The organism is Streptomyces changanensis, from assembly GCF_024600715.1.
GTDB lineage: Bacteria > Actinomycetota > Actinomycetes > Streptomycetales > Streptomycetaceae > Streptomyces > Streptomyces changanensis.
This window is the reverse complement of record NZ_CP102332.1, coordinates 916,543-931,127: the sequence shown is the minus strand read 5'-3', so window position 1 is coordinate 931,127 and position 14,585 is coordinate 916,543. Positions and strand designations below refer to the sequence as shown.

Here is a 14,585-nt window from a genome sequence, read left to right as displayed (position 1 = left end):
GCGCACGCCCCGGCGCGTACGACCAGGCGCGCATGACCGGCGGCAGCACGGCCACGCACCACGCACCACCCGGCACGACGCCACCAGGCACCACCCGTCAGAGCAAGCGACACGCACCACCCGAGGAGAGACGTGAGCGGCAAGGGCGCACCCGAACTGACCGTGAAGAACTGCGGAGACCTCCGGGTCGCCGTCGTCGCGGCCCAGTGGCACGAAAAGATCATGGACGGCCTGGTCGACGGCGCCCTGCGCGCCCTCCACGAGCTCGGCATCGACGAGCCGACCGTGCTGCGCGTCCCCGGCAGCTTCGAGCTGCCCGTCGTCGCCAAGGTCCTCGCGGGCCGCGGCTACGACGCGGTGGTCGCCCTCGGCGTCGTCATCCGCGGCGGCACGCCCCACTTCGACTACGTGTGCCAGGGTGTCACCCAGGGCCTCGTCCAGGTCTCCGTCGACACCGGCGTCCCCGTCGGCTTCGGCGTCCTCACCTGCGACACCGAGGAGCAGGCCCTCGACCGCGCCGGCCTGGAGGGCTCGAACGAGGACAAGGGTCACGAAGCGGTCACCGCCGCCGTGGCCACCGCGACGACCCTGCGCACCGTCAGCGAACCCTGGCGCTGAGTGCGAGTCCCGCACCCCGTACCCTGAGGACATCATGGCGAACAAAACCTTCGAACAGCTCTTCGCCGAGCTGGAGCTCAAGGCCAGGACCGGCGACCCCGCCACCTCCCGCACCGCCGAACTGGTGGACAAGGGGGTCCATGCCATCGGCAAGAAGGTCGTCGAGGAGGCCGCCGAAGTCTGGATGGCCGCCGAGTACGAGGGCAAGGACGCCGCCGCCGAGGAGATCTCGCAGCTGCTGTACCACGTCCAGGTGATGATGGTCGCCCGCGGGATCTCGCTCGACGACGTCTACGCCCACCTCTGAGCCGCCCGGGCGCCCGCCGCCCGGGCCGCCGCCCGCCGGTCACGGCCGGGCCGTCCGGTCCGGCCGGGACCGCGGCACCACCGCCGCGCCCACCCCGAAGCACCCCGAAGCACTCCGACGCAAAGGAAGCACGTCCCATGCTGCGCATCGCCGTCCCCAACAAGGGTTCACTGTCCGGGCCTGCGTCGGCGATGCTCCATGAGGCCGGCTACAAGCAGCGCAAGGAGTCCAAGGAGCTCGTGCTGGTCGACCCGGAGAACGAGGTCGAGTTCTTCTACCTCCGCCCCCGGGACATCGCGATCTACGTCAGCTCCGGCAAGCTCGACATCGGCATCACCGGCCGGGACCTCCTGCTGGACTCCGGCGCCGACGCCGAGGAGATCCTCCAGCTCGGCTTCGCCCGCTCCACCTTCCGCTACGCCACCCGGCCCGGCACGGCGAGCGGCCCGGCCGACTTCCACGGCATGACGATCGCCACCTCCTACGAGGGCATCGTCGCCAAGCACCTCGACGACCACGGCATCGACGCGTCCGTCGTCCACCTCGACGGCGCCGTCGAGACCGCCGTCCAGCTGGGTGTCGCCCAGGTCATCGCGGACGTCGTCGAGACCGGCACGTCCCTGCGCAACGCCGGTCTGGAGATCGTCGGCGAGCCCATCCTCACCTCCGAGGCCGTCGTCGTGCGCCGCACCGGCGCCCCCGCCGACGACCCCGGCGTGCAGCGGTTCCTCCGCCGCCTCCAGGGCGTCCTGGTCGCCCGCAGCTACGTGATGATGGACTACGACTGCCGCGCCGAGCACCTGGAGCGGGCCGTCGCCCTCACCCCGGGCCTGGAGTCCCCCACCATCTCCCCGCTGCACAACGAGGGCTGGGTCGCCGTCCGCGCGATGGTCCCCGCCAAGGACGCGCAGCGCATCATGGACGACCTGTACGCCCTCGGCGCGCGGGCCATCCTCACCACGGCGATCCACGCCTGCCGCCTCTGAGTCCGGAAGCCGACCCGCCCACCATGACCGACGCGCCCAGCGAAGTCCCCGCCCTCCCCGTCACCTTCCGCCCCCGGCGCACGCGCGCCGTGCTCCTCACCGTCGGCGCCGTCATGTTCGCCGTACTGACGGCGGTCGCCCTGATACTGGAGCGGCTCCACCCGGGGGAGCGCATGAGCTTCATCCTCACGGCCGGCCTGTTCTACGGGGTGCTCATCCTGATGAGCCGCCCCAAGGTGGTGGCCGACGAGGACGGCGTCACCGTCGTCAACCTGACCCGCAGCCGCCGCCTGTCGTGGCCGGAGATCCTCCGGGTCAACCTGCGCGTCGGTGACCCGTGGGTCTTCCTCGACCTGAGTGACGGCACCAGCCTGCCCGCCCTCGGCATCCAGCCCGGCATCGGCCGGGCCCAGGCCATCCGCGACGCACGGGCGCTGCGCGCCCTCGTCGAGAACCGCGGGACGGGCGCCGAGCAGCGCTGACAGCCCTCCGCACGGCACCCGGCCCTCGCCCGCAGGCGGTGGGCCGGCCCGTGCGCGACGCCCCGCCCGTCAGTACGCGGGGGGCGGGGGGTCCTGCGGACCGTGGGAGGTCGGGCCGCGGCCCGAGAGGACCTCGCCGTACGCCTGCATCAGGTCCGGCAGCCGCAGCGTCGCCAGGTCCTCCCGCGTCGGCGTCGCCGCGTACCCGGACAGCCGCAGGTCCCGGTACGCGCACGACTTCTCGTACAGCGTCCGAAGGAACCGGCCGTTCCCCAGCTCGTCGATCCACCCCTGCTCCACCACGTGGCCGCTGATCGAGCGCAGCTCCTCCAGCGACTCCTCGTCCCAGAGGTCACCGTTCCCGGCGGCCAGCACGCGGCCGATCTCCGTCAGTTCGAGCGGCCGGTAGGAGGGGAAGTCGACCCGCGTGGTGAAGCGGGACGACAGTCCGGGGTTCGCGGCCAGCAGCCGATCCATCCCCTCGGGGTAGCCGGCGAGGATCACCACCAGGTGGTCGCGGTTGTCCTCGGCGCGCTTCAGCAGGACCTGGAGGGCCTCGTCGCCGTAGGCGTCGCCCTTGCTGTAGCCGGTGTTCGACAGGGAGTACGCCTCGTCGACGAAGAGCACCCCGCCGAGCGCGGAGTCGATCAGCTCGTTGGCCTTCACCGCCGTCTGGCCGAGGAACTCGCCGACCAGGTCGGCCCGCTGCGCCTCGACGAGGTGGTCGCCGCCCAGCAGCCCGAGCGCGTAGAAGACCCGGCCGAGGATGCGGGCGACGGTGGTCTTCCCGGTGCCGGAGGGGCCCGAGAAGACAAAGTGACGTTTCGGCGGTTGTACCGGCAGCCCCTGCGCCGCGCGCAGCCGTGCCATCTCCAGCTGTGCGGACAACGCCTTCACCTGGCGCTTCACCGGTTCCAGCCCCACCATCCGCTCCAGCTCGGCGATGGCCTGGCCGAGCAGCCCCGGGTCGACGGGGCTCGCCGGGAACGGGGGAGCGGCCGGCCGGCCGGCCACGGCGCCCGCCGCCTTCTCCCGTGCCCCGCCCGACGACGCGGGCACGCCGGGCACGGAGGGGGCCGGCCCCGAGGACCCGCCCGGACCCGGACCCTGGCCCGGACCCGGACCCGGAACGCCCTGCGGCGGGGCGTCCGGTCCGGTGTACTCCTGCCCGTCCAGCGGTGTGTCGAGCAGGTCGGCGCCGAGCCCGCCGTCGCCGCCGATGCCGGCTCCGGCGCCCGCCAGCGACACGGCCGCGACACCCGCGGCCTCCTCCGGCGAGCCGTCGAACCCGTCGTACTCGGCGATGGCCGCCAACCGCGCCGCGGTGTCCATGAACGCCGGGTCCACCCGGTGCACCGCCCGGTACAGCGGCAGGGCGGCGGCCGTGCGGCCCGTGCCCTCGTGCGCCCGCGCCAGCCAGTAGCGCAGCTCCTTGCGCTGCGGCTGCTCGCTGCGGCACCGCATCAGCGCGGCCGACAGCAGCGGCTCGGCCTGCCCGTACATCTCCAGCCGGACCCGCGCCATGCCGCCGAAGAGGCCGGCCTCGATGCCGAGCAGCGGATCGTCGACGAGCGGCTCGGTGTGCCGCACGAGCTGGTCCCAGTCCTTGACGAGGTACGCCCGGCAGGCGTGCAGGAACCGCACCTGCGGGTCGGTGTCCACGGGCGGCAGCCCGGCGAGCGCCCGGTCGAGCTCGGGGACGTGGCGGCCGTCCAGCCAGTGCGAGGCGTGCGCGAGCAGCAGGTCGCGGGGGCTCTCCAGCACCGGCTGCACCCACCAGCCCAGCCAGTACCAGGAGTTCAGCGTCCTCCGGTGCCGCCGGCGCTGCTCGCAGAACCGGTCCCGGTGGTGGTACATGCGCAGCAGGGCGGTCGTCGTGTCGACCCGCAGGGCGTGCAGCCCGAGCCAGGCGTCGGCCATGCCGGGGTCGATCCGCACCGCGGTCCGGAACTCCTCCTCGGCCTGCGGATACGCCCCCATGGTGTAGGCGTCGACGCCCCGCAGCCAGGCGAGCTCGGCCGGGGCCTGTGTGCCCTGCGTGCCGATGTCCATCGGGTCCCCCACAACACGTGTCCCCGGAGCCCTCCGGCCGGGCGGGCGCCCGTCGGAAGTCTTCCCAATCGCCTTCTCGTGGACGGGTTTTGACCGCACCGGAAGGCATCGTACCTGCGGGGAAGCCGCGCGATTAAGGGCGCAACCAGCGCTCGGGGGGCGGCCGCGGGCGCGCTCGGACCGGTGACCCAGGGTGAGCATGGGGTGGCCGATCGGGCCGCGGGGAGGGGGTGGTGGGCAGAACGAAGCCCCCGATCACGGGGGAACAACCGGGGGCTTCGCGTCTGCGGCGACTCCGAAAAGCCGCACATTGAGAACGTAAGACCTGTCCGCCCCGTCGGTCAAGCGAAGTTGAGGCAGTCTGCCCGGCTGTTTTCCGACACCTCCGAAGCCGCCCGGGAGGTCGTCACCGAGAGTGACGAATCGGTTCCTCACCGACGGCCGGAAGGCGCCTCGGACGCCACTCGTATCCCCCTCTGCACTCGCGTACCAGGATGTCCGCGAAGGGCAGGGACGGGTCGTGGGCGAAATGGCGGGTCTCCGCCACTGTCCATCCGTCCCAGAACGTGGACTGCCCCGGCCCGTCCCGGTGTCGCCCGCGCCGCCAGGACTCCTCGGGCGGGCGTTCCATCCACAGCAGTCGCGCGAGGTGGGGCCGCAGGGCGCGCCGCCCCGCGCCCACGCCCTCGACGAGGACGACGGGGGCGGGCGGCAGCCGCCGGGGCGGCGCGAAGCGGCGTGAGGTCCAGTCGTACGGGTGATACTCCGCGGCCTCGCCGCGACTCAGCCGTTCGAGCACCTGCTCCCGCAGTCGGCCTGTCCACCCGAACAGCTCGTCGTGCGTGGCGAGGTCGTCGAGGCGCAGGACGGGGGCCCCGCCGAGCGCGGCCGCGAGGCGCGCGGCGAAGGTCGACTTGCCGGACCCGGCGTGCCCGTCGACCGCGACCAGCCGCACCGGACCGCAGGAGGGCGGCAGCGCGCGCAGCCCACCGGCGAGCGCGCCCAGCCCGCAGTGCGCGCCGGGCGTCCCGGACGCGCCGGGATCGCCGGGGCCTGCGGGGCTCCGGCCCGGTGGGGGACCAGGTGCGGGGACGGCTGCGGACATGCCGCCACCCTACGACGCGGTACGACACCGGAACCGGGCCGCACCGCACCGGGCCGCGCCGTGCCGCACCGTGTCGGGCCGGCCTGCCCCGGACGAGCCGGCCGCCGCGCCGCACAGGACGTGGCTGTCGCCGACCGCCGAGCCGCGCCTTGCCGGCTTCGCCGGGCGGCACCGCGCCGCACCACGCCCGGCCACACCGCACTGCGCCCGGCCACACCGCACTGCGCCCGGCCACACCGCACTGCGCCCGGCCACACCGCACTGCGCCCGGCCACACCGCACTGCGCCCGGCCACACCGCACTGCGCCCGGCCACACCGCACTGCGCCCGGCTACACCGCGCTGGACGCGGCCGTCCCGACCGCCGAGCCGCACAGCGCCAGCTGCGGCCGTCGGCCCGGCGGGACAGTGTCGGCCATGCCGGCCCTGTCCGCCGCCCCGCGCCGGCCCCCACTCCACCGCCCCGCGCCGGCCCAGTCCGACCCCGCCGGGGCCGACGGGGTCGGACTGGGCCGGGCGGAGGGTCGTCGTCCGGGGTCCGTGCGGGTTGCCTGGCCACGGGGGTGACCGCCGTGGATAGTGGGCCCGCCGACCCGTTCCGTGACCGGTCCCGCACCGACCGGGGCCGCCCGACAGGGGGAATGCCCGCATGTCCGACCCGACCTCGCGCAGGACCGTGCTCGCCGCCGCCCTCGCCACGGCCTCCGCCACCGTCGCGGCCTCCGCCGCCTCCCCGGCCCAGGGCGTCGCGCCCGCGGCCCCGCCACCGGTCGACCCCGCCGCCCCCGCCGTCGACCCGACCGCGGCGGCCGGCCCGCCCGGCAGGCCGCTCGTCGACAACCGCTTCTGGACCTCCCCGGCCGACTGGTACTCCGGCACGGGCGAGGGCGTACGGGTCGACGCGGGCCGCCGCCCAGGCCTGGTGGTCGACGTCCCCGCGGGCCGTCTGGACCACACCGACCCGCACACGGGCACCACGGCCGGCTGGGAGTACGCCACCTGGACCTCGCCCCGGCACGCGCCGACCGTCCCCGCCACCGAGGTGGTCGCGTCCTGGAACGCCGACACCCCCGACGGCACGTGGATCGCGGTCGAGCTCTCCTGCGGCTACGGGGACGGCACCGACAGCCCCTGGTACACGATGGCCCGCTGGGCGGCCGGCGACCGGGACGTCCGGCGGGCCTCGGTCGACGGCCAGGGCGACGGACGGACCGCCGTCTCCACCGACACCCTCGCGGTGCGCGACCCCGCGAGCGGCCTGCGGGTGACCTCCTACCGGCTGCGCGTCACCCTCCACCGCGCACCGGGCACCGACCGCACGCCGACCGTGTGGCGGCTCGGTGCGATGGCCTCCGACGTCCCCGACCGCTTCACCGTCCCCGCCGCCGCGCACCGGGTGGTCCGCGAGTTGATCGTCCCGCGCTACTCGCAGACCGTCCACACCGGCCAGTACCCGGAGTACGACAACGGCGGCGAGGCCTGGTGCAGCCCCACCTCCTCCCAGATGGTCGTCGAGTACTGGGGCCGCCGGCCCACCGCGCGCCAGCTGGCCTGGGTGAACCCCGACTACGCCGACCCCCAGGTCTGCCACGCCGCCCGCCACACCTACGACAGCCAGTACCGGGGGTGCGGCAACTGGCCGTTCAACGCCGCCTACGCCGCCACCTACGAGGACCTCCAGGCCGTCGTGACGCGTCTGCACTCGCTCACGGACCTGGAGACGCTGATCGAGGCGGGCATCCCCGTGATCACCTCCCAGTCTTTCCTGGAGGGCGAGTTGACGGGGGCGGGGTACGGCACGACCGGCCACCTGATGGTCGTGGTCGGCTTCACCGCCGACGGGGACGTCATCGCCAACGACCCCTCCGCGCCCACCAACCAGGCCGTCCGCCGCGTCTACCGCCGACGCGAGTGGGAGACGGTCTGGCTCCGCACCAGGCGCCATGACGCCACCGGCAGGACCGTCACCGGCCCGGGCGGCGTCTGCTACCTGTACTGGCCCACGGAGGCCACCCCCGCCCAGCGGCGTGCCCTCGCGGAGGTCGGCGTCCCGGCGTGAGCAACGTCTCCCCCCGCGGCGGCTTCGACGCTGGCACATTGGAGTGTCGTAGGGGGACCTCCTCAGCCGAACCGACCGACAGCGAGAAGCCATGACCGCGAACGCAGCCGCCGCGCCTTTCGTCCGTGCCCGCACCGGTGGTCCGAAGGACGACGGCCCCACGTGGCTGGAGCACGCCCTGGGCTGGGTCCTCGTGATCGTCGTCGCCATGCTGGTGACCGACACGGGCCTCATCTGACGTTCCCGCACTGACCGCCCGGCCCGCCGGGCGGTCAGTGAACGAGCGTTATCGAAGGGTGTCTTTCCGCTGGTGACGGGAGCCACCCGATCGGGCATACTCGAGCCGCCACAGCCGCTGAACTGCCGATTCCGTGATCCGGACGGGCAGCATCGGCGAAGCAGTGAGACACGGCGGCGCCGCCCGACCCTTCGCGCGCGCCCGCCGCAGCGCCCGACAGGGAGGAGAGCGCCGCTATGCCCGACCGCGCCCCGCAGCCGGTGGACCGCCAGCTGCCCACGGAGGAGTCCAGGGATCTGATCGCCCTGGTGCGTGACGTCGTCCAGGGGGAGATCGTTCCCCGGGCCGCCGAGGAGGAGGACGCCGGGCACTTCCCGCGCGAGGTCTTCTCCCTGCTCTCCGAGGCGGGCCTCCTCGGCCTGCCCTACGATTCCGGCCTCGGCGGCGGCGACCAGCCGTACGAGGTGTACCTCCAGGTCCTGGAGGAGCTCGCCGCCGCCCGGCTCACCGTCGGCCTCGGCGTCAGCGTCCACACCCTCGCCTGCCACGCCCTCGCCGGCTACGGCGCGAAGGAGCAGCAGACCGAGCACCTGCCCGCGATGCTGGGCGGCGGACTGCTCGGCGGGTACTGCCTCTCCGAACCGGCCTCCGGTTCCGACGCGGCCTCCCTGCGCACCCGGGCCGTCCGGGACGGCGACGACTGGGTCATCACCGGCACCAAGGCGTGGATCACCCACGGCGGCGTCGCCGACTTCTACACGGTGATGGCCCGCACGGGCCCCGAGGGGCCGCGCGGTGTCACGGCGTTCCTCGTCCCCGGTGACGCCGAGGGCCTCACCGCGGCCGCGCCCGAGAAGAAGATGGGCATGAAGGGCTCGCCCACCGCCCAGATCCACTTCGACGGCGTACGCGTCCCCGACGCGCGCCGGATCGGCGACGAGGGACAGGGCTTCACGATCGCCCTGTCGGCGCTGGACTCCGGGCGGCTGGGCATCGCGGCGTGCGCGATCGGTGTCGCCCAGGCCGCCCTGGACGAGGCCGTGGCGTACGCGCGGGAGCGGCGGCAGTTCGGCCGACCCATCGCGGACTTCCAGGGGCTGCGCTTCATGCTCGCCGACATGGCGACGCAGATCGAGGCCGGCCGTTCTCTCTACCTCGCGGCCGCCCGGCTGCGGGACGCGGGCCGGCCGTTCTCCCGGCAGGCGGCGATGGCGAAGCTGTTCTGCACGGACGCGGCGATGAAGGTCACCACCGACGCCGTGCAGGTGCTCGGCGGCTACGGCTACACCGCCGACTTCCCGGCCGAGCGCTACATGCGCGAGGCGAAGGTGCTGCAGATCGTCGAGGGCACCAACCAGATCCAGCGGGTGGTCATCGCCCGTCACCTCGCGGGACCCGAGAGCCGCTGAACTCCGCGGTCCCCACATCGCCGGGGTGCGCCCACACCGGCGCCGCCGTGAGCCTGGTCCACTCCTGGTCGCGGCGGCCCGGCAGCGTACGCCCCGAGCCGGCCCAGTGGCGCAGCAGCGCCCGGTAGATCGGCGGGTCCCCCGCCTGCGGGAGAGGTGCGTCGCCACCGGCCGCCGCGCCGGGCACCACCAGGCGGCCCTGGACGTAGCCGCTCGTCGAGTACGTCGTGTACAGCGAGGTCATACCAGGGCAACGCGCACCGGCATGCCGGGTCACTCCCGGTGGCAATAGGCCGCCAGTTCGCGGCGTACCCGCGGCGTCCGGGGGCGTACACCGGTACGGTGCCCCGCCGCGGGGCGCCCCGGCCGCGCGGGCGCGCGCCGGGGCGGACGGGCGGAACCGGTAGGGGTCAGGCGGCCCGGCGCAGACGCGGGGACGCGGCGCCGCGCATCCGCGGCACCTTGATCGGACGGGACCCGGGCCCGCCGACGTGTGAGAACGGCTGCGTGCGCCAGTCGAGCCCCTGCGGGAGCGTCAACAGCAGCCCCAACTCCTGCTCGTGCGGCCCGGACGCCGCGTCCACGGGCCGCGCGTCGGCGGCGTCCCGTCCCGAGCCGCCGCACACCGACAGCACGAACGGGTTCCACGGCGTGGGGCACAGCGCGTGCTCGGGCAGGACCTCCTCGTCCGCCAGCAGTGCGATCGGCTGCGCGCAGTCCGGGCAGACGACCCGGAACATCTCGAACGTGTCGTACGCGTCGAGCTCTTCGGCCTCTACCGAATCAACAGGCTCCTGCATGGAGAATCTCCCCCTCAGGCGGGCCGACCAGGCATGCGGCCCCGACCACAGCAAGCAATTCCCCCTCACGCGCGCGGATAACCGTCCGGTATCGAACGACCGTGACCATGAACCTGTGGCTTTGGTCACATGCCGCTCGCAGGTGCCCGTACGGTGTGCCGCCGACTGGGCTGGAGGGCGCCCTGGGCAATAGGTTGACCGCATGGAGGAGCTGGATCGTCAGATCGTCGAGTTGCTCGTCAAGGACGGGCGCATGAGCTACACCGACCTGGGCAAGGCCACGGGCCTGTCCACGTCGGCGGTGCATCAGCGCGTCCGCCGCCTCGAACACCGCGGCGTCATCCGCGGGTACGCGGCCGTCGTCGACCCGGAGGCGGTGGGGCTGCCGCTGACCGCGTTCATCTCGGTGAAACCCTTCGACCCCAGCGCCCCCGACGACATCGCGGAACGGCTCGCCGACATCCCCGAGATCGAGGCGTGCCACAGCGTGGCGGGCGACGAGAACTACATCCTCAAGGTCCGCGTCGCGACCCCGCTGGAACTGGAGCACCTGCTCACCCGCATCCGCTCGCAGTCGGGCGTCTCCACCCGCACGACGGTGGTGCTCTCCACCCCCTACGAAGCCCGCCCGCCCCGCGTCTGACCCGCCGCCCACCGTGCCCCGCCGTGCCACACCTCGCCCGCCCCGCCTCACCGTGCCCCGGCGGGGCCTGGCACCGGGCGTGGACCCGGGCTCGCGCCGGCCGCCGTCCCGAGCTGCGTCCGGCGGCCGTCCCGATGTGCGTCCGGCCGCGGTCCCGGGCCCCGGCCGGGGGCGGCGGCCGCCGCTGTCTACGCTGGTCACCATGACCGAGCGCGAACCCGAACACCGCACCGTGCTGCTGCGCGGTGGAGACGTCCACAGCCCCGCCGACCCCTTCGCCACCGCGATGGTCGTCGAGCGCGGCCACGTCGCCTGGGTGGGGTCGGAGGGCGCGGCCGACGCCTTCGCCCCCGGCGTGGACGAGGTGATCGACCTCGAAGGCGCCCTGGTCACCCCCGCGTTCACCGACGCCCACGTGCACACCACCGCGACCGGGCTCGCCCTCACCGGCCTCGACCTGTCCGGTGCCCGGACCCTGGACGACGCCCTCGCCCTCGTACGGGAGTTCGCCGCCGCCCGCCCCGGCGACCGGGTCCTGCTGGGCCACGGCTGGGACGCCGCACGGTGGCCCGAGCGGCGGCACCCGACCCGCGCCGAGCTGGACGCGGCGACCGGCGGCCGCCCCCTGTACCTGCCGCGCGTCGACGTCCACTCGGCGGTCGCCACGACCGCCCTGCTCGACCTCGTCCCCGGTGTCGCCGCCCTCGACGGCTACCACCCCGAGGCGCCCCTCACCGGCGCCGCCCACCACGCCGTGCGGGCCGCCGCCCACGCCGCGGTCACCCCCGCCCAGCGCACCGCGGCCCAGCGCGCCGCGCTGCGCCACGCCGCCTCGCTGGGCATCGGCACCGTTCACGAGTGCGGCGGACCCGAGATCTCCGACGAGGACGACTTCACCGCCCTGCTGGCGCTGGCCCGGGCGGAGGGCCTGCCGCGGGTCGTCGGCTACTGGGCGGAGCCCGTCGCCGGGGAACAGGACGCCGCGCGCGTCCGCGCGCTGGGGGCCGTCGGCGCCGCCGGCGACCTCTTCGTGGACGGCTCCCTCGGCTCCCACACCGCCTGCCTCCACACGGCGTACGCCGACGCCCCCCACACCGGCGCCGCCCACCTCGACGTGGCCGCCGTCGCCGCGCACGTCACCGCCTGCACGCGCGCCGGGCTGCAGGCCGGCTTCCACGCCATCGGCGACGCCGCCGTCACGGCCGTCGTCGACGGCGTCCGGGCCGCCGCGCAGACCGTCGGCCTGGCCCGCGTCCGCGCGGCCCGGCACCGGGTGGAGCACGCGGAGATGCTCACGCCCGAGACGATCGCCGCCTTCGCGGAACTCGGCCTCACCGCCTCCGTGCAGCCGGCCTTCGACGCGGCCTGGGGCGGAGAGGACGGCATGTACGCCGAGCGCCTCGGCGTCGAGCGGGCGCGCACCCTCAATCCGTACGCGGCGCTGCTGCGCGCCGGCGTGCCGCTGGCCTTCGGCTCCGACAGCCCGGTCACCCCGCTGGATCCCTGGGGCGGCGTCCGCGCCGCCGCCTTCCACCGCACGCCCGAGCACCGCGTCTCCGTCCGCGCGGCCTTCACCGCCCACACCCGCGGCGGCTGGCGGGCCGCGGGCCGGGACGACGCCGGGGTCCTCGTGCCCGGCGCCCCCGCCGACTACGCCGTGTGGCGCGCCGGCGACCTGGTGGTGCAGGCCCCGGACGACCGGGTGGCCCGCTGGTCCACGGACCCCCGCTCCGGCACGCCGGGGCTGCCGGACCTCACGCCGGGCACCCCGCTGCCCGTATGCCTCCGAACGGTGGTCTCCGGGCAAACGGTGTTCGTCCGACCGAACGAGTGACATGGGGGCGTTCCGGTCGCCGGGCGGCCCGCGGCGCGGTCGGGCGCGACCTGCGGATCTTCGTCGCTGACCTGGGCCTTCCCAAGAGGACCGCAGGTGAGGCGGGTGTTGACAGGCAACGGTGAACGGCCGGTAGGTTCGGCCGGGTCCACCACGGACGTCCCACCGGCAGAGCACGGCCTGCCCGTGGCCGCAGAGCGCCGCTGGATCGCGGGGTGGTGTGCCGCACCGGCGCACCACCGCTGGGAGCCAGGTTCAGCGCGAGCGTCCCGCGGCGCGGCGGGGTCGATCCGGACGGGGCGTCCCCCCGGCTCCCTGAGCCGGGGCGGGGTGCGACCCGGGTGGGGCCCGGACGTTCAGTAGACAACGGCTCTCGGACGACCCGCAGCCAGCGGGCCCCAGGTCGGCCCGAAGGACGCCGGGCCCCCGAGCGGACCGGGCCGCGCCACCTCAAGCACGCACGCCCCGATACCACGACCGGTCCGCCGATCGGGCTCGCTATGGTGGGCATCCGCGACAGGACGTGAGGGGCAGTAGTGAAAGACGACGGTCAGAGTCAGCGGCGGTACGGACCGCTCGGCAGGGCCTTGGTGATCGTTCCGACCTACAACGAGGCGGAGAACATCGGGCCGATCGTCTCCCGGGTGCGGGCCGCCGTGCCCGACGCGGACGTCCTCGTCGCGGACGACAACAGCCCTGACGGCACCGGCAAGATCGCCGACGAGCTGGCCGCCGACGACCCCCACGTCCACGTGCTGCACCGCAAGGGCAAGGAAGGGCTCGGCGCCGCCTACCTCGCCGGGTTCCGCTGGGGCATGGACCGCGGGTACGGCGTCCTCGTCGAGATGGACGCCGACGGCTCCCACCGTCCGGAGGAGCTGCCCCGGCTGCTGACCGCCCTCAAGTGCGCGGACCTGGTGCTCGGCTCCCGTTGGATCCCGGGTGGCCGGATCGTCAACTGGCCGAAGTCGCGCGAGTACCTCTCCCGCGGCGCGAGCGTGTACTCGCGGCTGCTGCTCGGCGTGCCGATTCGCGACGTCACCGGCGGCTTCCGGGCGTTCCGCGCGGAGACCCTCCGGGGGCTCGGGCTGGACGACGTGGCGTCCCAGGGGTACTGCTTCCAGATCGACCTCGCGCGGCGGGCGGTCGCGTCCGGCTTCCACGTGGTGGAGGTGCCGATCACGTTCGTGGAACGGGAGCACGGCGACTCCAAGATGAGCCGGGACATCGTGGTAGAGGCGCTGTGGCGCGTCACCGCCTGGGGCGTGGGCGACCGCGCCGGCCGCCTGACCGGTCGCAAGCCCCGCTGACCGCCGCCGTCCCCCGCCGTCGTGGTCGGGGGCCTTTACACCGTCCCGGCACGGCTCCCGGCACACTGGGACCATGACGACCGGTGCCCCGCCCCCCGCCACGCGCGGGCGCTCGCGCGCCCGCACCCTCGTACCCCTCGCTCTGGCCGCCTGGCTGGTGCTGGAGATCTGGCTGCTCACCCTCGTGGCGGACGCCGCCGGGGGTCTCACCGTCCTCGCGCTGCTGGTGGGCGCCGGCGTCCTCGGCGCCACCGTCGTCAAGCGGGCCGGCCGCCGGGCCTTCACGAGCCTGGCCGGGACGCTCCAGCGCGAGCGGTCGGGCGAGCCGCCCGAGGCGGCCGGGCCCGGCGGCGGCAACGGCATGCTCATGCTCGGCGGCCTGCTGCTCATGCTGCCCGGCCTCGTCTCCGACGTGCCCGGCCTGCTCCTGCTCGTGCCGGCGGTCCGCACGGCCGCGGCGCGGTACGCGGAGCGGACGCTCGACCGCCGCATGGGGTCCCTCCTGCTGCAGGCCCGCGTCCGCCGCCCGGACGGCCGGGTGGTCCCGGGCGAGGTGATCCGCGACGAACCCGCCGGGTCCGGCCCGGACGGCCGCGACGCCCGGCCGCCGCTGACCTCCTGAACGCGAGGCGCCGGCTCCTTTCGCGGGGGCCGGCGTCACGTCGATGGCCGCCGCCGTGCCGCCGTACCGCCGTACGCGGCCCCGGCCGCACCGCCGAAGTCCGCCGCCCGCGCGCGGGCGG

General features: G+C 74.9%; 15 protein-coding genes. 11 read left to right on the top strand and 4 right to left on the bottom strand.

Going from position 1 to position 14,585, the window contains the following annotated elements; all coding sequences use genetic code 11:
- The first annotated feature begins 132 nt into the window (after nucleotides 1-132).
- The 4 genes from ribH to NRO40_RS03995 all read left to right on the top strand — a co-directional run bounded on the left by ribH (nucleotide 133) and on the right by NRO40_RS03995 (nucleotide 2,393).
- Nucleotides 133-618: a 6,7-dimethyl-8-ribityllumazine synthase gene (gene ribH / locus NRO40_RS04010; protein ID WP_058941051.1), complete on the top strand. Its 486-nt coding sequence runs from the start codon at nucleotides 133-135 to the stop codon at nucleotides 616-618.
- 34 nt (nucleotides 619-652) lie between these two features.
- A complete protein-coding gene (locus NRO40_RS04005) occupies nucleotides 653-925 on the top strand; it encodes a phosphoribosyl-ATP diphosphatase (RefSeq protein ID WP_058941050.1) in 273 nt (90 codons plus the stop codon).
- A 137-nt stretch (nucleotides 926-1,062) separates the two neighbouring features.
- Entirely contained in the window at nucleotides 1,063-1,911 is an 849-nt protein-coding gene (hisG, locus tag NRO40_RS04000; protein WP_058941049.1) for an ATP phosphoribosyltransferase, read from the top strand.
- Nucleotides 1,912-1,934: 23 nt separating this feature from the next.
- The gene (locus NRO40_RS03995) at nucleotides 1,935-2,393 is read left to right on the top strand and encodes a PH domain-containing protein (RefSeq protein WP_058941048.1); all 459 of its coding nucleotides are present in this window, start codon (nucleotides 1,935-1,937) and stop codon (nucleotides 2,391-2,393) included.
- Between the two features lie 69 nt (nucleotides 2,394-2,462).
- Here NRO40_RS03995 and NRO40_RS03990 read toward each other — a convergent pair whose 3' ends face one another.
- Nucleotides 2,463-4,445 (bottom strand): AAA family ATPase, encoded by a 1,983-nt coding sequence (locus NRO40_RS03990; protein WP_058941047.1) that lies wholly within the window; start codon nucleotides 4,443-4,445, stop codon nucleotides 2,463-2,465.
- A 406-nt stretch (nucleotides 4,446-4,851) separates the two neighbouring features.
- Nucleotides 4,852-5,550: a uridine kinase family protein gene (locus NRO40_RS03985; RefSeq protein WP_232790985.1), complete on the bottom strand. Its 699-nt coding sequence runs from the start codon at nucleotides 5,548-5,550 to the stop codon at nucleotides 4,852-4,854.
- Between the two features lie 648 nt (nucleotides 5,551-6,198).
- Here NRO40_RS03985 and NRO40_RS03980 point away from each other — a divergent pair.
- The 3 genes from NRO40_RS03980 (at nucleotide 6,199) to NRO40_RS03970 (ending at nucleotide 9,255) form a co-directional block, all read left to right on the top strand.
- Complete coding sequence (locus tag NRO40_RS03980) at nucleotides 6,199-7,608, top strand: peptidase C39 family protein (RefSeq protein WP_058941046.1); 1,410 nt, start codon at nucleotides 6,199-6,201, stop codon at nucleotides 7,606-7,608.
- Between the two features lie 91 nt (nucleotides 7,609-7,699).
- On the top strand, nucleotides 7,700-7,846 hold the full coding sequence (locus NRO40_RS03975; protein ID WP_107115026.1) for an SCO1431 family membrane protein: 147 nt from the start codon (nucleotides 7,700-7,702) through the stop codon (nucleotides 7,844-7,846).
- A 236-nt stretch (nucleotides 7,847-8,082) separates the two neighbouring features.
- Nucleotides 8,083-9,255, top strand: coding sequence for an acyl-CoA dehydrogenase family protein (locus NRO40_RS03970; RefSeq protein WP_058941045.1), 1,173 nt, complete (start codon nucleotides 8,083-8,085; stop codon nucleotides 9,253-9,255).
- Here NRO40_RS03970 and NRO40_RS03965 read toward each other — a convergent pair.
- On the bottom strand, nucleotides 9,218-9,499 hold the full coding sequence (locus tag NRO40_RS03965; protein WP_408056976.1) for a hypothetical protein: 282 nt from the start codon (nucleotides 9,497-9,499) through the stop codon (nucleotides 9,218-9,220). The two genes, NRO40_RS03970 and NRO40_RS03965, sit on opposite strands and share 38 nt — an antisense overlap.
- A 166-nt stretch (nucleotides 9,500-9,665) precedes the next feature.
- Nucleotides 9,666-10,055 carry a hypothetical protein gene (locus tag NRO40_RS03960; RefSeq protein WP_079046873.1) on the bottom strand — a complete coding sequence of 130 codons (390 nt, stop codon included), beginning with the start codon at nucleotides 10,053-10,055 and terminating at the stop codon, nucleotides 9,666-9,668.
- 202 nt (nucleotides 10,056-10,257) lie between these two features.
- On the opposite strand from NRO40_RS03960, the gene NRO40_RS03955 reads away from it, so the two are divergent.
- From NRO40_RS03955 to fxsA, 4 genes are all read left to right on the top strand, one after another.
- The gene (locus tag NRO40_RS03955; RefSeq protein WP_058941044.1) at nucleotides 10,258-10,698 is read left to right on the top strand and encodes an Lrp/AsnC family transcriptional regulator; all 441 of its coding nucleotides are present in this window, start codon (nucleotides 10,258-10,260) and stop codon (nucleotides 10,696-10,698) included.
- A gap of 202 nt (nucleotides 10,699-10,900) precedes the next feature.
- Complete coding sequence (locus tag NRO40_RS03950; RefSeq protein ID WP_058941043.1) at nucleotides 10,901-12,532, top strand: amidohydrolase; 1,632 nt, start codon at nucleotides 10,901-10,903, stop codon at nucleotides 12,530-12,532.
- A 590-nt stretch (nucleotides 12,533-13,122) separates the two neighbouring features.
- On the top strand, nucleotides 13,123-13,842 hold the full coding sequence (locus NRO40_RS03945) for a polyprenol monophosphomannose synthase (RefSeq protein ID WP_408056975.1): 720 nt from the start codon (nucleotides 13,123-13,125) through the stop codon (nucleotides 13,840-13,842).
- A gap of 73 nt (nucleotides 13,843-13,915) precedes the next feature.
- Nucleotides 13,916-14,464 carry an FxsA family membrane protein gene (fxsA, locus tag NRO40_RS03940; protein WP_058941041.1) on the top strand — a complete coding sequence of 183 codons (549 nt, stop codon included), beginning with the start codon at nucleotides 13,916-13,918 and terminating at the stop codon, nucleotides 14,462-14,464.
- The last annotated feature ends 121 nt before the right edge of the window (nucleotides 14,465-14,585 follow it).